This window comes from Commensalibacter sp. B14384M2, assembly GCF_016101865.1.
GTDB classification, from domain to species: Bacteria; Pseudomonadota; Alphaproteobacteria; order Acetobacterales; family Acetobacteraceae; genus Commensalibacter; species Commensalibacter melissae.
Map to the genome: position 1 here is coordinate 764367 of NZ_JACFPS010000001.1, position 16766 is coordinate 781132.

Sequence of the window (16766 nt, forward strand, 5' to 3'; positions counted from 1 at the left end):
AATTGTTGATGAAGCCTGCTTTGATCCTTATTCCAACACGATTGGCCTCAACTAGACTGCCACGAAAACCTTTGGTTGATATCGGTGGAAAACCTATGATAGTCAGGGTGATGGAACAGGCTTTAAAAACGAAAATCGGACCAGTGGTTGTAGCTTCAGGTGACAGGGAAATTTCGGAGATTGTCAGGGAGAACGGGGGCAGGGCAATTGATACGGATCCAAATCTTTTATCTGGTTCAGACCGAATTTATCAGGCACTATCCTTACTGCAGGAATATGATCACATTGATACGATTATCAATGTTCAGGGCGATTTACCCCTCATTGATCCATCAGATATTGGTAAATCACTGATACCGCTGAAATATTCTGGAATAGATATCGGAACCTTAATAGCTCCCGTGAAAAATGAATTTGAAAAGACGGCTTTTTCCGTAGTAAAGGTGGCTTGCAGTTTTAGTGAGGATTTATTATTTGCGAAGGCTCTGTATTTTTCTCGTGCAACAATTCCATGGGGAAAGGGTCCATTATGGCACCATGTCGGTATTTATGCATATACGCGAAAATCTCTTAACCGTTTTATAAACTTGCCTCAATCTTTACTTGAGAAACGTGAAAAACTCGAGCAATTGAGAGCTTTGGAAGCTGGAATGAATATTGGTTGTGCTGTAATAGATGAAGCGCCATTGGGAATTGATACACCAGACGATCTTGAACGGATAAAAAAACGAATTATTTAATAGGATTATTTTATGACTGCCAAAATTATTGCCTTTCAGGGTCGACCAGGTGCCTATTCCGATATGGCCTGTCGTTCGGCAAGGCGGGGATGGGAAACGTTACCTTGTGAAAATTTTATTGAAACGATAAAAGCTGTGCAGTCTGGAAAAGCTGAACAAGCCATGTTGCCATGCGAAAATAATTTAGTTGGAAGAGTGCCTGATATTCATAATCTTTTGCCTTCTTCGGGACTTTTCATTGTTGGTGAGCATTTCCAAAGGATTGAACATTGTCTAATAGGTATCAAGAATGCAAAAATTTCTGATATCAAAAGGGTTCACACACATCCGGTGGCAATGGGGCAGGTTTCGGAAATAATCAATGATTTGTCGCTTGAACGGATAACAGAATTTGATACCGCAGGTGCTGCTGAAATTATAGCAAAAATGAATAACAGGGAAGATGCGGCAATCGCATCGGAACTTGCGGCAGAATTGAATGGGCTGGATGTATTAAGATACAATGTTGAAAATGAAAATTATAATACAACCCGCTTTTATATCGTTTCACGTGAGAAGAAAATTCCAACACAACGTGAAAACATGATGACGACTGTTTTATTTAAAACGAAAAATATTCCATCCGCCCTTTACAAGGCATTGGGAGGTTTTGCGACAAATAATGTAAATATGACACGTTTGGAAAGCTGTATGGATAAAGGGGGGTTTGTTGCAACCAAATTTTTGGTTGATGTGGAAGGACATGTTCACAATGACCCGTTAAATCAGGCCTTGAATGAACTGAAATTTTATTCAGATGATTATGTTCTTTTGGGGGTGTATCCTGCTTCACAATATCGTCAGGGTGTATAGTCCATATATAATTTTATAAAATTTTGATACACTTATTTTATATATAATTGAATATCAATGATTGATAAGGAATAATGACAACATGAGTATATGGTTTGAAGGTTCAATCACGGCATTAATTACTCCGATGAAACAGGATGGTTCACTGGATGTTCCTACTTTTGAAAAATTTGTGGATTGGCAGATCCAGGAGGGGACTGCTGTACTGGCTCCCGTTGGTACAACAGGGGAAAGTCCAACTTTATCTCATGAAGAACATCGGAAAATTGTTGAAGTGGCGGTCAAGGTTGCAAATGGTAGGGTTCCAGTTTTGGCAGGAGCCGGATCAAATAGTACATCTGAAGCTATTGAAATGGTTAAATTTGCAAAAGAAATTGGAGCGACAGCTGCTTTGGTCGTAACACCTTATTACAACAAACCAACACAGGAAGGATTGTATTGTCATTATATGTCAATTGTAGAGGCGACGGAATTTCCTGTTTATATCTATAACATACCAGCCCGCTCAGTAATTGACATGTCTGTGGAGACTATGGCAAGACTTGCAGAAAATCCCTATATTGTTGGTGTCAAAGATGCGACGGCTAATCTTGTCCGACCCATTCAGGTAAGACGGGCGGTTAAAAAGAATTTTAACCAGTTGTCGGGAGAAGATGGTACCGCGATTTCATTTTTGGCCGCTGGTGGTGATGGTTGTATCAGTGTGACGGCTAATATTGCACCAAAATTATGTGCAGAAATGCAACAGGCCTGGAAAGATGGTCATGTTGCCAATGCAATGGCTATGCAGGATCGTTTGTCTGTTTTACATGATGCCCTTTTTATTGAGAGCAATCCAGGCCCCGTTAAATTTGCAGCGTCCGTTCTGGGGTTGGCAGGAGAGACTTGCCGTTTACCGCTTGCGCCTGTTGCGGAGAAAACACGGATTAGGGTTAAAGAGGCTTTGGAAAAAGTGGGATTATTGGGTTAAATGGCGGAAAAAAAGAAAAATTCTCTAATCTCTTTTGGAAACGTGGCAAAAAACCGTAAAGCCACGTTCAACTATTCCATTGTTGATAAGGTGGAAGCGGGTATAATGTTAAAGGGTCCGGAAGTAAAAAGTTTGCGTTTAGGACGGGCCACGATTAACGAGGCCCATGCAGGGGAAAGGGAAGGGGAAATATGGCTTTTCAATAGCTACATTCCTGAATATCAGGGCGGATTTTTTTCAAAATTTGATCCACGCGCCCCCAGGAAACTGCTGCTTCATAAAAAACAAATTTTTAAATTGCTAGGGGCTATAAGCAGAAATGGTATGACATTGGTTCCACTGGATATTTTTTTTAACAGCCGTGGGATAGCCAAGGTAACACTAGGTCTAGGTCAGGGTAAGAAAAAAGCGGATAAACGTCAGGCAATAGCTGATCGAGACTGGAAACGTGATCAGGCAAGATTATTAAGGAATAAATTTTAACATTATCCTTTTGACAAAAAAAGAATTACGATTAATCATTAAGTATGTGAAAGGCTGAAGAGAAACTGAATATAAATTTATGAATTAATTGATTTATCCACAATTATTTATGCTATTGATTGATTAAAACAGTTTTTTAACTTTATGCTTTTCTAGATATATAGGTTATTTTTCTAGAAGGGTTTCGTGTATGGCATCGGTCGTATTAATCATTAATGCGGGTTCATCAAGTCTAAAATTTTCTCTGTATCGGAGTCAGAATAATTCAGATTTTGAATTATATTCCAAAGGATTACTAGAGGGGATTGGATCAGGACCACATTTGAAAATAACCGATCGTCAAGATAAAATCATTCATGAAAAAAAATGGACAGATGGTCAATATGCAAAACTTGATGCCAGGGATGAATTGTTGGATCAGGTCTTGAAATGGCTTTTCGATTTTATGAAAAAAGATAGAATTCTGGCAATCGGTCATCGTGTGGTTCATGGTGGGATGAAATATTACCGTCCTGTTGTTATTGATCAAAAAATTTACAGTTATCTGGATTCATTGACACCATTTGTACCCTTGCATCAACCGGCCAGCCTTGCTCCCATGAAAGTCATAATGGATAAATATCCGGATATTACTCAGGTTGCTTGTTTTGATACCGCTTTTCATGCCACAATGCCAGATAAAGCTAAACGCTTTGCCCTTCCAAGAAAATATTATGATAGTGGATTGAGACGTTATGGGTTTCATGGTCTTTCCTATCATTATATCGTGCATTATTTGCAAAAAAATAAATCCCCCTTGATCAAGGGTAAAATAGTTGTGGCGCATCTTGGAAATGGTTCAAGTGTTGCGGCTATAAATAAGGGAAAATCCATTGATACGTCCATGAGTTTTACGCCCTTGGACGGTTTGGTGATGGGTACACGTACTGGACAGATCGATCCAAATGTCGTCTTATATATGACTCGTGAAGAAAAAAGGTCTCCCGATGAAATTGAGGATATAATCTGGAAACAATCTGGTTTGTTAGGTGTATCCGAGGTTTCAAGTGATATGCGAGGTCTTATTCATGAAATTGCCCAAAATGGACCAAAATCGAAATTTGCCAAACAGGCACTGGATTTGTTTATTTATAAACTGATTGGAGAAATAGGTCGGCTAATTGTTTGTCTAAAAGGGATTGACGGATTGATTTTTACAGCTGGTATCGGTGCACATGCCACATATGTCCGGTCTGTAGTCTGTCAGACTTTGTCCTGGCTAGGGATTGAAATCGATGAACAGGCAAATAAAGATGGAAATGAACTGATCAGTACTTCAGAAAGCAATATCAAGGTATATACAATCCCGACCAATGAGGAGTTCATCATATTGAAAGAAATACAACAGCTTTTATCAAATTCGAAACAGCGTGCATGAATCCGGGGTTTTAATAACTCTTATTGAGTTTAACAATAGCTATTTATCAAGGAGTAAAAAATGACTGATAAAAAGCTTTTATCTGAACATGAAGTGGACTTATTTAATAAATGGTGGCATGCCGCCAATTATCTATCCATCGGACAGATCTATCTAATGGATAACCCTTTATTGAGGGAACCATTGAAACTGGAACATACCAAACCACGATTGCTTGGACATTGGGGAACAACCCCGGGCCTCAATTTCATTTATCTTCATCTGAACCGTATTATCAGAGAACGAGATAACGATATTCTTTTTATAGCTGGGCCAGGTCATGGGGCTCCTGGGGTTGTGGCGTCAACCTATCTTGAAGGGACTTATACAGAACTTTTTCCCGAGATTACACAGGATGAAGTGGGAATGCAGAAATTGTTCAAACAATTTTCCTTTCCCGGCGGCATTCCAAGCCATACAGGTGCACCAACACCAGGATCCATTCATGAGGGTGGAGAACTTGGATATTCGCTTTCACATGCATATGGGGCAATATTTGATAATCCTGATCTGACCGTTGCATGTGTTATAGGTGATGGTGAGGCAGAAACAGGGCCCTTGGCAACATCATGGCACAGTAATAAATTTGTTAATCCAAAAACAGATGGTGCTGTCTTACCCATTCTTCATTTGAATGGCTATAAAATTGCAAACCCGACTATATTGGCACGTATATCCCATCAGGAATTAATCAATTTAATCAAGGGGTACGGCTACGATCCAATTTTTGTTGAAGACAATGATCCAGATTCAATGCATCAGAAAATGGCTTCAGCCATGAATACTGCATTCAATCGTATTCATCGAATACAACAGAATGCACGCAAAAATAATGATACCGGTCGTCCATTATGGCCAGCCATTATTTTTAAAAGCCCAAAAGGTTGGACATGTCCGAAAACCATTGATGGAGAAAAAGTGGAGGATTATTGGCGTGCACATCAGGTTCCTTTTGGGGATTTGAGCAATCCAAAACATCTGAAATTATTAGAAAAATGGATGAGATCCTATCATCCTGATGCGTTATTTGATGAAAAAGGGGCAATATTTCCAGAAATTGCAGAATTGGCACCCAAGGGGGATAAACGTATGAGCGCCAATCCGAATGGGAATGGCGGGTTGCTCAGACAACCGTTGAAGTTACCTGATTATCGACAATATGCAGTAAAAATGACGAAACATGGTCATGTAATTGCTGAATCAACCAGGATAATGGGAGAGTTTTTAAGAGATGTCATTAAAAATAATCCTGAAAAATTTTTGCTTCTTTCCCCTGATGAAAATAATTCAAATCGTTTGAATAAGGTATTTGAAGTAACCGATCGGGTCTGGAATGCCGAAATATATGATTTCGATGATCATTTGGCCCATAAGGGACAGGTGATGGAAATTTTAAGTGAACATACGGTTGAGGGTTGGCTTGAAGGATATTTATTGACTGGAAGACATGGATTGTTTTCCTGTTACGAGGCTTTTATCCATATTGTCGACTCAATGGTCAATCAATTTGCAAAGTGGTTGGACGAGGCGAGCAAGGTGGAATGGCGGCGGCCAATTTCGTCTTTAAATATCCTTTTGACTTCTCATGTTTGGCGGCAGGATCATAATGGGTTCAGTCATCAAGATCCCGGTTTTATAGATCATGTTGTTTCGAAAAAACCTAAAATGAGCAGGGTTTATTTGCCACCAGATGCTAATACCCTGTTGCTGGTCACGAGTCACTGTTTAAAAAGTTCGGACCGTATCAATGTTATTGTTGCCGGCAAGCAGCCAGAGCCCCAGTGGCTTACCATGGATGAGGCAATTAAACATTGTTATAAAGGCCTTGGCATTTGGGAATGGGCCAGTAACGATAAAGGAAAAGAACCCGATGTCATTGTGGCATGCGCTGGTGATGTGCCAACGCTTGAAGCATTGGCGGCGACCAAAATTCTTAACGAATATGTACCAGATCTCAAAATTCGTTTTATCAATGTTGTTGACCTGATGACTCTCATGACAGATGATCAGCATCCACATGGATTGTCAAATCAAGAATTTGATGCCTTGTTTACAATCAACAAACCAGTTATCTTTGCTTATCATGGTTTTCCAAGATTAATTCACTCGCTTATTTATAAACGAAGCAATGCAAGAAATTTTCATGTTCATGGTTTCAGAGAAGAAGGAACAACCACAACACCTTTTGATATGGTTGTATTGAACAATCTTGATCGTTATCACTTGATATCAAACATCATGAACAGGGTTGATCGTTACAAATCAAAAATAGCTTATATAGACCAGTTTGTGAGAGACAAACTTGTTGAGCATGAATTATATATTCGCCAATATGGTGAAGATATGCCAGAAATCAAAAACTGGCGTTGGAAATAAAAAAATTGTAAATATATATATTGATTTGGTTTTTCAGCGTATGGATTGTTAATCTGAAAGTTTTCTACATTCCATGCGTATGGAAATGGGAACTTGGTGACTGCATATATTTCTCGCGTCCACTTTGCAAAATTCCAATGCATTGTTGTATAGGGATCTTAATATTTTACTGTTGACATCCCTGTCATTGTCAAACTTGTCATTGGCTTTTTGTTTTTTCAATTCATGTATATCTTTTAAGGTTTCAATACATGAGGGACTTATTGTTGTTGATTGGGTTCGTAAAATTTTGAAAATAGGTTGTAATTGTTCATATGAAAAACTGATTGATTTTTCATCACTTGATTGTCCATAAACAGTCAAGGGAAATAGGGTGATTATAAAAGTTAAAAATCTTGTTCTATTTTTCAATTTAGTCTCTAGTTAAGGCTTGATTTCATAATTGCAAAGTTTATGTTATCCAGCTGTTAAAGTTAGATAAAAACCTTTATATTATATATGTTTATAACATAAATGATATATTTATACAGTTTTTTAGCATATTATCCTATAATAACACACAAACTATTCCTCAAGTTTATCCCCCAAATTGTGGATAACTTTATGTCGGATAAAAATCAATCCTTGGATAGAAAATTATAATATTCAATCATAACGTTAATAAAAATAGTATTGAAGAACATGAATGGAAAGAAAATGGTAAATTTAAGAATAAATAATATCAAACATTTTTTTTGTATCGGTATCTGTTTAGTTTCATCCGCACTGTTTCTTAATGGATGTTCAGGAACAGCTGAAACACCAGTTCCGGCAGGAACACAATCATCTGTTGGTTATGGATCTGTTTGCAAGGCAGGAATTTATAGCTGTCATACTCCATATCAAGTTCCTCTGGGCTCTCCATGCAGTTGTCCTGGTGTAGGAGCGCCCTCCTACGGTAATGTTCACGCGAAATAAATAAAATTGACAAGGTAATTCGGAATTCCTCATGATCTTTTCCTCATCAAATAATGACAAGGATCTTTTTGCCTCTGATCACACCTTTATAAGTGAGAATTCAAATAAGAAGTCAATGATTGATAATAAGGTTCCTCTGGCTGATCAATTGCGGCCAGTGGAATTGGAGGAAGTTGTCGGACAAAATCATTTGGTTGGTAAAAAGGGCATTATTACCCGTATGATTAATCATGGTACTTTATCAAGTTTGATTTTGTGGGGTTATCCTGGAACAGGGAAAACGACGATTGCCCGGATTATTTCCCAGTATACAAATTTGAGATTTGTTCAAATATCCGCAATTTTTTCCGGGGTGGCAGAATTAAAAAAAATTTTTGACGAGGCAAGAAAATATAGACAACAAACCGGTAAGGGTAGCCTATTATTTGTGGATGAAATTCACCGTTTCAACCGTACTCAACAAGACAGTTTTTTACCCGTTGTTGAAGATGGAACTATTATTCTGATAGGGGCGACCACTGAAAATCCATCTTTCGTGTTAAATGGTGCTTTGTTATCCCGTTGCCAATTGATGGTACTGAAACGTCTTGATGAAGAAGCGTTGAAACAACTCATTCAGCGTGTTGAAATTAATACTGAAAAGAAATTGCCTCTTACGGATAAAGCCTTACATGTTCTTATTGCCATGGCAGATGGAGATGGTCGCTATCTCTTGAATATGGTAGAACAATTAATCAAACAAAATTTTGATCATAAAATTGATGAAAATGCGTTAAATGAATTACTAAGCCAAAAAGCAGTATTGTATGATAAGGATAGGGATGGGCATTATAATTTGATTTCAGCCCTGCATAAATCACTTCGAGGTTCGGATCCCGATGCTGCCTTGTACTGGTTCGCGAGAATGTTGGAGGGTGGAGAGGATCCAAGATATATTGCAAGACGATTGACCCGTTTTGCATCGGAAGATATTGGATTAGCCTCACCTAATGCTCAGATACTGGCAATTTCAGCTTGGGAGAGTTATGAACGGTTAGGATCACCTGAAGGGGAAATCGCATTGGCTGAACTGGTAGTTTACTTGGCAACAGCACCAAAGTCCAATGCTGTTTATAAAGCCTATAACAAAGCGAGAGCGGTTGCAAAAAAAACGGGAAGCTTGATGCCTCCCGCCCATATATTGAACGCGCCAACCAAAGTGATGAAAGAACTTGGTTATGGCAAGGGATATCAGTATGATCATGATACAGAAGAGGGATTTTCTGGACAAAACTATTTTCCTGATCGTATGAAACGTGAACAGTTTTATTTTCCCACACATCGGGGAACAGAAGAGATCATTTCAAAACGTCTTGAACAGTGGAATAAACTTAGAAATAAATAGATTATATGAAAATTTTAAATATTACGGTTAAAGATGAAGATGGTGAAGTGCGTCTTGATCGTTGGGTAAAAAGATATTATCCTCAATTTACGCAGGGCATGATTCAAAAATTGTGCAGAACCGGTCAAATAAGGGTTGATAAAAAAAGAATTCAGGCATCTACACATTTGAATACTGGAAATGTTGTTCGGCTTCCTCTTGTTGAAAAAGATGTTCTATCATCAAAAAAAAATCATGACATGGATTCCCATTTTTCAAAAAAAGTTAAAAGCTGGATTATTTATGAAGATAGCGATTTATTTGTTATAAATAAACCGTCCGGTATTGCTGTTCAGGGGGGTAGTAATGTAAGATTTCATATTGACGGAATGCTCGAAGCATTGAGGGAAAATAGTAACTATCGTCCCTGTTTGGTTCATCGTTTGGATAAAGATACTTCCGGTATATTATTGATTGCTCGTCATCCAGCTGCTGCAGCAAAACTAACTGCTGCGTTCAGAGGCAGGGCAGTAAAAAAAATATACTGGGCCATTACAACAGGTCGTCCCGTTTCATCAAGTGGTAGGGTGACGCTACCATTATTGAAAGTTGAACGTCCGGGCGAATCATATGTCGTTGTTTCAGAAGAAAATAAAAATGCGCAAAAAGCTGTAACGGAATATATGGTTAAAGATTATGCTGCCAGGAAATTTGCCTGGGTCGAATTATATCCCCTTACTGGACGCATGCATCAACTTCGTGTTCATTGTTCGGCGATGAACTGTCCTATATTGGGGGATAGAAAATATAATCAAGTGAATGGCTCACTCGAAGGTTTTCCAGAATTACTACATCTTCATGCCCGCGCAATAATCATTCCTCATCCCCAGGGTGGATATCTGGAGGTTGAAGTTGAATTGTCATCCCATATGAAAGAAACATTTAAGAGATTGGGATTTGATATGCCATCCGGTAATTGTGTCAAAGTTAATAAAAGATAAGAAATATAATTGAAAATATTTCATTTGAAAAATTAATTTCGTTTTATGATTGCATAAAAAAACCATCATGTTATTTCTGATTAGTTTATATTTTTAACTTACCATTATTAAATGAATCCAAAGATTAATGATGCTAAAAAAGAAAAAGATATTTATTGGTGTTTTGGGAGCCTCTGTATTATTGATAGCGGGAAGTAACCTTGCAATCAATTACATGATTGACCGGCAAAAAATCAATGATCAATTATCAGAAATAATTGAAAAAAAAACAGGACGAAAAGTCCATTTAAATCATTTGTCTCTTCAATTGGTTCCCTGGCCTGAAATCAAAGCATCGGATATTGCTTTGGAAAATATAAAAGATGGCAAGGCTGATTATTTCATTCATGCAGGGAAATTTTCAGCGAAAATTAATTTATTGTCTTTGTTAAAAAAAAATATCAATATTCATGCATTGGAACTTTCAAATGTAAAATTAAATTTGGAAGAAAATCAAGAAGGTATAAAAAACTGGGAATTTCATCCCTATAAAAAATCAGATATTCTGTCTGAAAAAAATAAGAAAAAAAATAAGAAAAAATGGACAGTTAATTTCAGGACAATCAATTTCAGTCATGTTCAGACATGTTACGATAATTTTAGAAATAATAAACATGCCCATTTTCTTTTGAAAACTGTTGATATTGATCAGTTTGAAGGGAATAAGATACGTTTTGAAATTAATGGACATAATCATCAAGCAAATTTTTCATTATCTGGACGTATCAATCATGCGGATGCTTTGCTATTGCATAGAAATGTAGTTTCTTCATCTCCTGTTAAATTCCAAATGGTTTTAACAGAGTATTTTCAAAACCAAAATGTCGGAAATATACATGTCAATGGAACTGTAAAAGATTCTATCAATTTGAAAAATTTCTCAATATCGGCAAGAGGTGCGATTCTAAACCTGCAGAACCTTAATTTGTTATTCCCACATGCCAATTTACCATTGGTTGAAAATATTACCTTCAATACGCTACTTGAAGATATTGATACAGAAACGGAGAAAAATTCAAAACCAAAAATAAAACTGTTACAATTAAATATGGGTTATATTCCAATTAGGGAATCATACAAAGATTTTGATTTGACGAATGTCCAAATCATGGCCAATCAGTTTAATGAAAATATAAATATCCAGTTTAAGGGAAAACTGAATGACAATATATTCAGTTGGGCTGGCGATTTGGGAACATTGAATAATTTTCAACAAATATTGTTTTCAGATAATCTCAAGGAAATACCCATAAAGGGAAATTTATCATCAGATAATTATTCAGCACAGATTCACGGGACAGTGGGAGGAAAAAATCCATTTCTCAAAATAAAATTAAATGCATTAAAAATTGACCATCAATTTTCTAAAATTGGTTTTGTTGAAGCACATGATATATTTTATAGTGGTAAAATATATTTGCCTTTTAGAGTTGACATTCAGTCAATCAATCATATTCGCGATGAAATTTTGCACAATTTGGGTGCAGAAGGTAATATAAACGGTAAAAATCTTCAATTTAATCAATATAATTTTAATAATTTTTCAGGATATTTTAATTGGAATAACAATCAGTTAAAAATTAACAATGCACAGTTCATTAATAAACAAAATCATCTTAATCTTGATATCGCCTATAATCATAACAATGATGATCAAAAACTGTATGTTACGATCCATCCATCCGTTTTTCCGATGGAGTGGCTGGAACAAAGATATAAGTTGGCAGAATTGTATAGTGGTCCTATTGAAGTGACTGGAAATATTTCAGCTAAAGGTTCAAATTATGATCAGTGGATTCATTCAATGGTTGGACGTGTTGGAATGGCCGGAATTGGAGGAATCGTCAAGGCTGAAGGATTAAGACATTATCTAGGTAAAGCGGCTGATACTTTGCCATTGAAAAAGAATCTTTCAACGCAATGTTTGGCAGTACATCTTAACCTGAAAAATGATCAATTATATTTTGATACATTTACACTTCAGGCTAAAAAATTTGCCCTGAATGGAACAGGGTATTATTCTATACCCGCACATCAAATTGATTTTCATATTGTTCCCGATATCTCATTGGGTTCATTCAGTGCCTCCGTGCCAATCATTATTAAAGGCAATCTTGACAAACCGATTATAAACTTTGAAAAAAATAAAGATAAGGTTTTTACCCTAAGTATTAATACGATAAAAAAAATGCTTGAACGCACCGATTATTGTTCAGATTCCTTATCAAAAGCTAGAGCACAATAATTATAAATACCTGATATTGGAAAAATTATATGAACAAACCATTAAAATTGCGCCGTTTTTGGGATAAGGCAACTTATATCAAAGATGATGATGGTTTTAGGATATATCTTGATAAACAATTATTACGTCTTCCTCAGAAATCGATACTAACAGTATCTAACGAAACGCTAGCAAAAAGAATAGTAGATGAATGGCAAAATGCCGGTTGTAAAAAAGGAGATATTTTTTCATTTGATACTTTACCCATTACGCGAATAATCAGTACTCTTATTGAAAAAATCAAACCTGATCGTAAGAAATATATTGATGTCCTTCTTCCCTATGTAAATGGTGAATTGCTTTGCTATCGTGCGGAAAAACCTAAACAATTAGTAAATAAACAAAATCAGCTATGGCAACCTATTTTGCAATGGATTGAAGACTTTTTACATATAACCTTTAGGGTGACAAAAGGGGTTATGCCTATTGTGCAGGATAAACAAACAATCAATAAGATAAAAACATATATTATGAGGCTTTCTGATGAAGAATTGACTTTTTTTGCTGTAATTATACCATTATTGGGAAGTGTTGTATTATCAATTGCCATTTTTGAAAGAAAGTTATCAGCACAAGAAGGATTTGAGTATGCTTATCTGGATGAACATATTCAATCTCAAATTTGGGGTTATGATGCAGAACAACAACAAAGATTAAACCTTATACAGAAAGAAATCAATGAATGTGTAGATTATCTTGAATGTGTTAATAATTGAGGTTTAAATAAATTGATTATCAAACCTCAAAAAATATATTGAAAGTTAAATTTTAGACCAAGTTTCCTCTTCTGGCATAAGCAAACATATTACCGCTTGACAGGCAATACCTTCCTGGCGGCCTGTAAATCCCAGTTTTTCGGTAGTTGTCGCTTTAACGGATATAGCTGAAAGTTTGAGTTGCAACAATTCTGAGATTTTTTGCCTCATTGAATCGATATACGGACGCATTTTCGGTTTTTCACAAATCAGGGTAATATCCAGATTACTTATTTTACCACCACGTTCTATTATGCGTTTTCCGGCATGAACAATAAATTTTTGGCTATCCGCATTTTTCCATTGAGGATCAGAGGGAGGAAAATGACTGCCGATATCCCCTTCAGCCAAAGCACCATAGATAGCATCACATAAAGCATGTAGAGCAACATCGGCATCTGAATGGCCTGCCAATCCATGTTCATAGGGTATATTAATACCGCACAGGATCAATGGACGATCTTTTTCAAAAGCATGCACGTCAAAACCGGAACCTATTCTCGGAATCATCACTTTAGTCATAAGGCATTCCAATCGTTTCAAATCATTTTTGTAGGTTAATTTAATATTGTTTTCATCACCCATGACCAACATAACGGGTAATCCCGCCTGTTCAAAAAGCGCTGCATCGTCTGTCGCTCCTTTGGAGAATGAACCGCGATGAATTTTAAGTAATTGGCGAAAATTAAATCCTTGAGGTGTTTGTGCACGATATAAATCATCTCTCGAAACTGTATACTCAATAATATTTTGTTTAGATTTTTTAAGTGTTTCAGCAACGGGAATGGCGGGAATAGCTGCAGGATATTGTTTAAGAGCGTCAATTACCTTTGTAATAATCTCAGATGATACATTCGGTCTTGCTCCATCATGTATTAGAACAATATCAGGCTGTTCAGGTTCGGGAAGTTTTGACAATGCTTCCAGACCGGCCTTTACACTATCCTGTCGTTCTTCCCCCCCTTGAATGATTGGTAAAATCTTATTACTTTTTAGATCATTTAAAACTGGAGACAGCAATGAGGCATCACCTACGGGCTGTACAAGATCAACATGAGGTAAAAATGCTTTGGTAGCATGAAAGATGACAGGATGACCCAGCAATTGAACATACTGTTTTGGTAACGTTCCATTTTGATTGAACCGTTTACCTGAACCGGCAGATAGAAGAATAAGGGCGATGCGCATAATAACTGAATTGTATAAAAAAAAATATTTTTGTTAAACTATAATTAAAGTAAAAGACTTTATTAATCATGTTTTAAATAATAAATCAATTGTGATAAATTTTACTAAATCAAATTGAAAAAAATACCGAAAATGATTACAGATACCGCTAAAGACATTCCTTATTTGAAACCGATTTGCCTTGCTGGGGATAAAATAATCAACTATCCTGTTATTCTGGCACCTATGGCAGGAGTGACAGATTTTCCATTCAGACAATTGGTCAAGAAATTCGGTGCGGGTCTGGTTGTTTCCGAAATGATAGCTTCATGGGCCATGATTCGTGAAAACAAGACAACGTTGCAAATGGCTGAACCCATTACAAAGGGCTTGAACTCTACCCAATTGGCTGGTTCAGATCCTCAAGCCATGGCTGAGGCTGCACGAATCGCTGTTGATAAAGGCGCTGATATTATTGATATTAATTTTGGCTGCCCCGTCAAGAAAGTGGCTGTGGGTCAACAAGCTGGCTCAGCCCTGATGAAGGATGAATTAAAAGCATCAATTATATTGGAAGCAGTGGTTAAAGCTGTTGATGTTCCGGTTACGCTTAAAATGCGTATGGGATGGGATCATCAATCCCTAAATGCCCCGCAATTGGCCAGAATTGCTGAAGAATGTGGGATTAAAATGATTACAGTGCATGGCAGAACACGACAGCAATTATATAAGGGGAAAGCAGATTGGTCTTTTGTGAAGTATGTTAAGGAAGCTGTTAAAATTCCAGTAATCGTTAACGGTGATATTGTTGATTTCAATACTTCTGTGATTGCTTTGCAACAATCAAAGGCTGACGGAATTATGATTGGACGGGGTGTTTACGGAAAACCCTGGCTTTTATCCAAGATTATCCATTACTTGCAATGCAAGGATATTCCAGCACCTATAACCTTGCAGGAAGAAAAAGAGATCGTTCTATCTCATTATGATTCCATGTTAACCTATTATGGGGAATATTCTGGATTAAGATTGGCCCGTAAACATTTATCATGGTATTGTGCGGGCTTACCTGATTCCGCTTCATTCAGAGCATCAATTAATAAAATGGACAACGCCAGGGATGTAATTTATGCAATTAACGAATTCTATGATATCCATAGTGATGAATTTTTAATAAGGCATGAATTTGTTAATTGAAATTTATGATGAGCAAAAATATTCATGTTTTTACAGATAGTAATGAGATAATTGAGGCTTTACCTTTTCCATTGGTGATTATCAATCAATTCGGAAAAATTGTTTATCTGAATTATCAGGCAGAATTGTTTTTGAATATTTCCAGAAAATCCGCCTATTGTTGTGAATTGAATGATTTTTTACTGGAAAATATATCTTTTTCAACATTGTTTTCGCAAGTAAAAGAAAATAGACGTGTTGTTACGCAATACGGAATGAAATTAAGATTGAAAAACGGTAATAATAAAGAATTTTTTCTTTCTCTGGCTCCAGTTGAAAATAATGATGATCTATATATCGTTACATTTCATGATCATTCCTTATTTAATATGATCAGGAATTCACGGGAAACAACTGATTTTAATCAGATTGAAAAAAACCTGGCACTAATGCTTTCACATGAAATAAAAAATCCATTATCGGGTATTCGTGGTGCGGCACAATTGCTGCAACAAACTGTTGCAAATGAAGATAAAAAGCTAACCGGCTTAATTTGTACAGAAGTTGAGCGGATAAGTAATATGCTTGATAGATATATTGATGAAACGCATAAACATATCAAATATTCGAAGTTGAATATTCATGCTATTTTGAATCATGTTATTCAAATCGCAAAAAATGGTTTTGCTAAAGATATCAGAATCAATGCATTATACGATCCATCCTTACCTTTAATAATGGGCGATAAAGATGCATTAATACAATTATTTCTTAATCTTATCAAAAATGCTTCAGAAGCATTGCAAAATTTTGATAATCAAGATGAAATAAGTATAATAACCAAATATCAATCAGATTTGATGATAAAAGAGGCGTGTCATCACTATATTTTTTTACCATTATTGATTGTTATTAGAGATACTGGAGCAGGCATATCTGAAAAAATAAAAGATCATCTTTTTAATCCGTTTATTAGTGACAAGGAAAATGGATTGGGAATTGGATTAGCTTTATGTAAAAAAATTGTTCAAAATCATGGAGGTATGATTGATGTTGAACGAAATAAGAAATTCACTGATTTTAAGATATATCTTCCCATCAAACAATCCAGATCGAATCTGAGATATTAAGTTGTAATTAATTAAAA

Annotated in this window: 15 protein-coding genes; 13 read left to right on the forward strand and 2 right to left on the reverse strand. The window is 36.3% G+C overall.

The genetic code is table 11. The features are described from left to right. Positions 1-8 precede the first annotated feature (8 nt). The 6 genes from H3R33_RS03620 (at position 9) to H3R33_RS03645 (ending at position 6877) form a co-directional block, all read left to right on the forward strand. Positions 9-740: a 3-deoxy-manno-octulosonate cytidylyltransferase gene (locus H3R33_RS03620; RefSeq protein ID WP_198185331.1), complete on the forward strand. Its 732-nt coding sequence runs from the start codon at positions 9-11 to the stop codon at positions 738-740. Positions 741-752: 12 nt separating this feature from the next. Beyond that, a complete protein-coding gene (locus tag H3R33_RS03625) occupies positions 753-1592 on the forward strand; it encodes a prephenate dehydratase (protein ID WP_198185332.1) in 840 nt (279 codons plus the stop codon). A gap of 82 nt (positions 1593-1674) precedes the next feature. Beyond that, a complete protein-coding gene (dapA, locus tag H3R33_RS03630; protein WP_198185333.1) occupies positions 1675-2562 on the forward strand; it encodes a 4-hydroxy-tetrahydrodipicolinate synthase in 888 nt (295 codons plus the stop codon). Continuing rightward, positions 2563-3045: an SsrA-binding protein SmpB gene (gene smpB, locus H3R33_RS03635; RefSeq protein ID WP_198185334.1), complete on the forward strand. Its 483-nt coding sequence runs from the start codon at positions 2563-2565 to the stop codon at positions 3043-3045. Positions 3046-3235: 190 nt separating this feature from the next. Beyond that, positions 3236-4462: an acetate/propionate family kinase gene (locus H3R33_RS03640; RefSeq protein ID WP_198185335.1), complete on the forward strand. Its 1227-nt coding sequence runs from the start codon at positions 3236-3238 to the stop codon at positions 4460-4462. Positions 4463-4522: 60 nt separating this feature from the next. Further along, a complete protein-coding gene (locus H3R33_RS03645; protein WP_198185336.1) occupies positions 4523-6877 on the forward strand; it encodes a phosphoketolase in 2355 nt (784 codons plus the stop codon). Between the two features lie 48 nt (positions 6878-6925). On the opposite strand, the gene H3R33_RS03650 is transcribed toward H3R33_RS03645, so the two are convergent. Beyond that, complete coding sequence (locus H3R33_RS03650) at positions 6926-7288, reverse strand: hypothetical protein (RefSeq protein WP_110437991.1); 363 nt, start codon at positions 7286-7288, stop codon at positions 6926-6928. Positions 7289-7573: 285 nt separating this feature from the next. On the opposite strand from H3R33_RS03650, the gene H3R33_RS03655 reads away from it, so the two are divergent. The 5 genes from H3R33_RS03655 to H3R33_RS03675 all read left to right on the forward strand — a co-directional run bounded on the left by H3R33_RS03655 (position 7574) and on the right by H3R33_RS03675 (position 13237). Beyond that, positions 7574-7834 (forward strand): hypothetical protein, encoded by a 261-nt coding sequence (locus tag H3R33_RS03655; protein ID WP_155580410.1) that lies wholly within the window; start codon positions 7574-7576, stop codon positions 7832-7834. Between the two features lie 115 nt (positions 7835-7949). After that, positions 7950-9218: a replication-associated recombination protein A gene (locus H3R33_RS03660; protein ID WP_232342206.1), complete on the forward strand. Its 1269-nt coding sequence runs from the start codon at positions 7950-7952 to the stop codon at positions 9216-9218. Between the two features lie 5 nt (positions 9219-9223). Then, positions 9224-10198: an RluA family pseudouridine synthase gene (locus H3R33_RS03665; RefSeq protein ID WP_155568105.1), complete on the forward strand. Its 975-nt coding sequence runs from the start codon at positions 9224-9226 to the stop codon at positions 10196-10198. A 127-nt stretch (positions 10199-10325) separates the two neighbouring features. Further along, the gene (locus H3R33_RS03670; RefSeq protein ID WP_198185338.1) at positions 10326-12482 is read left to right on the forward strand and encodes an AsmA family protein; all 2157 of its coding nucleotides are present in this window, start codon (positions 10326-10328) and stop codon (positions 12480-12482) included. Positions 12483-12511: 29 nt separating this feature from the next. Next, positions 12512-13237, forward strand: coding sequence for an ATP12 family chaperone protein (locus H3R33_RS03675; RefSeq protein ID WP_198185339.1), 726 nt, complete (start codon positions 12512-12514; stop codon positions 13235-13237). A 45-nt stretch (positions 13238-13282) separates the two neighbouring features. Here H3R33_RS03675 and H3R33_RS03680 read toward each other — a convergent pair whose 3' ends face one another. Then, positions 13283-14464, reverse strand: a complete 1182-nt coding sequence (locus tag H3R33_RS03680) for a bifunctional 2-C-methyl-D-erythritol 4-phosphate cytidylyltransferase/2-C-methyl-D-erythritol 2,4-cyclodiphosphate synthase (protein ID WP_198185340.1) — start codon at positions 14462-14464, stop codon at positions 13283-13285. 132 nt (positions 14465-14596) lie between these two features. Here H3R33_RS03680 and dusB point away from each other — a divergent pair, with 132 nt between their 5' ends. Then, positions 14597-15640 carry a tRNA dihydrouridine synthase DusB gene (gene dusB, locus H3R33_RS03685; protein ID WP_155568101.1) on the forward strand — a complete coding sequence of 348 codons (1044 nt, stop codon included), beginning with the start codon at positions 14597-14599 and terminating at the stop codon, positions 15638-15640. Positions 15641-15648: 8 nt separating this feature from the next. Further along, positions 15649-16749: a nitrogen regulation protein NR(II) gene (locus H3R33_RS03690; RefSeq protein ID WP_198185341.1), complete on the forward strand. Its 1101-nt coding sequence runs from the start codon at positions 15649-15651 to the stop codon at positions 16747-16749. The last annotated feature ends 17 nt before the right edge of the window (positions 16750-16766 follow it).

Bases quoted from the DNA above. Each gene is read 5' to 3' on its own strand.
- H3R33_RS03620 (WP_198185331.1), top strand. From the start codon at position 9: ATGAAGCCTGCTTTGATCCTTATTCCAACACGATTGGCCTCAACTAGA.
- H3R33_RS03625 (WP_198185332.1), top strand. From the start codon at position 753: ATGACTGCCAAAATTATTGCCTTTCAGGGTCGACCAGGTGCCTATTCC.
- dapA (WP_198185333.1), top strand. From the start codon at position 1,675: ATGAGTATATGGTTTGAAGGTTCAATCACGGCATTAATTACTCCGATG.
- smpB (WP_198185334.1), top strand. From the start codon at position 2,563: ATGGCGGAAAAAAAGAAAAATTCTCTAATCTCTTTTGGAAACGTGGCA.
- H3R33_RS03640 (WP_198185335.1), top strand. From the start codon at position 3,236: ATGGCATCGGTCGTATTAATCATTAATGCGGGTTCATCAAGTCTAAAA.
- H3R33_RS03645 (WP_198185336.1), top strand. From the start codon at position 4,523: ATGACTGATAAAAAGCTTTTATCTGAACATGAAGTGGACTTATTTAAT.
- H3R33_RS03655 (WP_155580410.1), top strand. From the start codon at position 7,574: ATGGTAAATTTAAGAATAAATAATATCAAACATTTTTTTTGTATCGGT.
- H3R33_RS03660 (WP_232342206.1), top strand. From the start codon at position 7,950: ATGATTGATAATAAGGTTCCTCTGGCTGATCAATTGCGGCCAGTGGAA.
- H3R33_RS03665 (WP_155568105.1), top strand. From the start codon at position 9,224: ATGAAAATTTTAAATATTACGGTTAAAGATGAAGATGGTGAAGTGCGT.
- H3R33_RS03670 (WP_198185338.1), top strand. From the start codon at position 10,326: ATGATGCTAAAAAAGAAAAAGATATTTATTGGTGTTTTGGGAGCCTCT.
- H3R33_RS03675 (WP_198185339.1), top strand. From the start codon at position 12,512: ATGAACAAACCATTAAAATTGCGCCGTTTTTGGGATAAGGCAACTTAT.
- H3R33_RS03680 (WP_198185340.1), bottom strand. From the start codon at position 14,464: ATGCGCATCGCCCTTATTCTTCTATCTGCCGGTTCAGGTAAACGGTTC.
- dusB (WP_155568101.1), top strand. From the start codon at position 14,597: ATGATTACAGATACCGCTAAAGACATTCCTTATTTGAAACCGATTTGC.
- H3R33_RS03690 (WP_198185341.1), top strand. From the start codon at position 15,649: ATGAGCAAAAATATTCATGTTTTTACAGATAGTAATGAGATAATTGAG.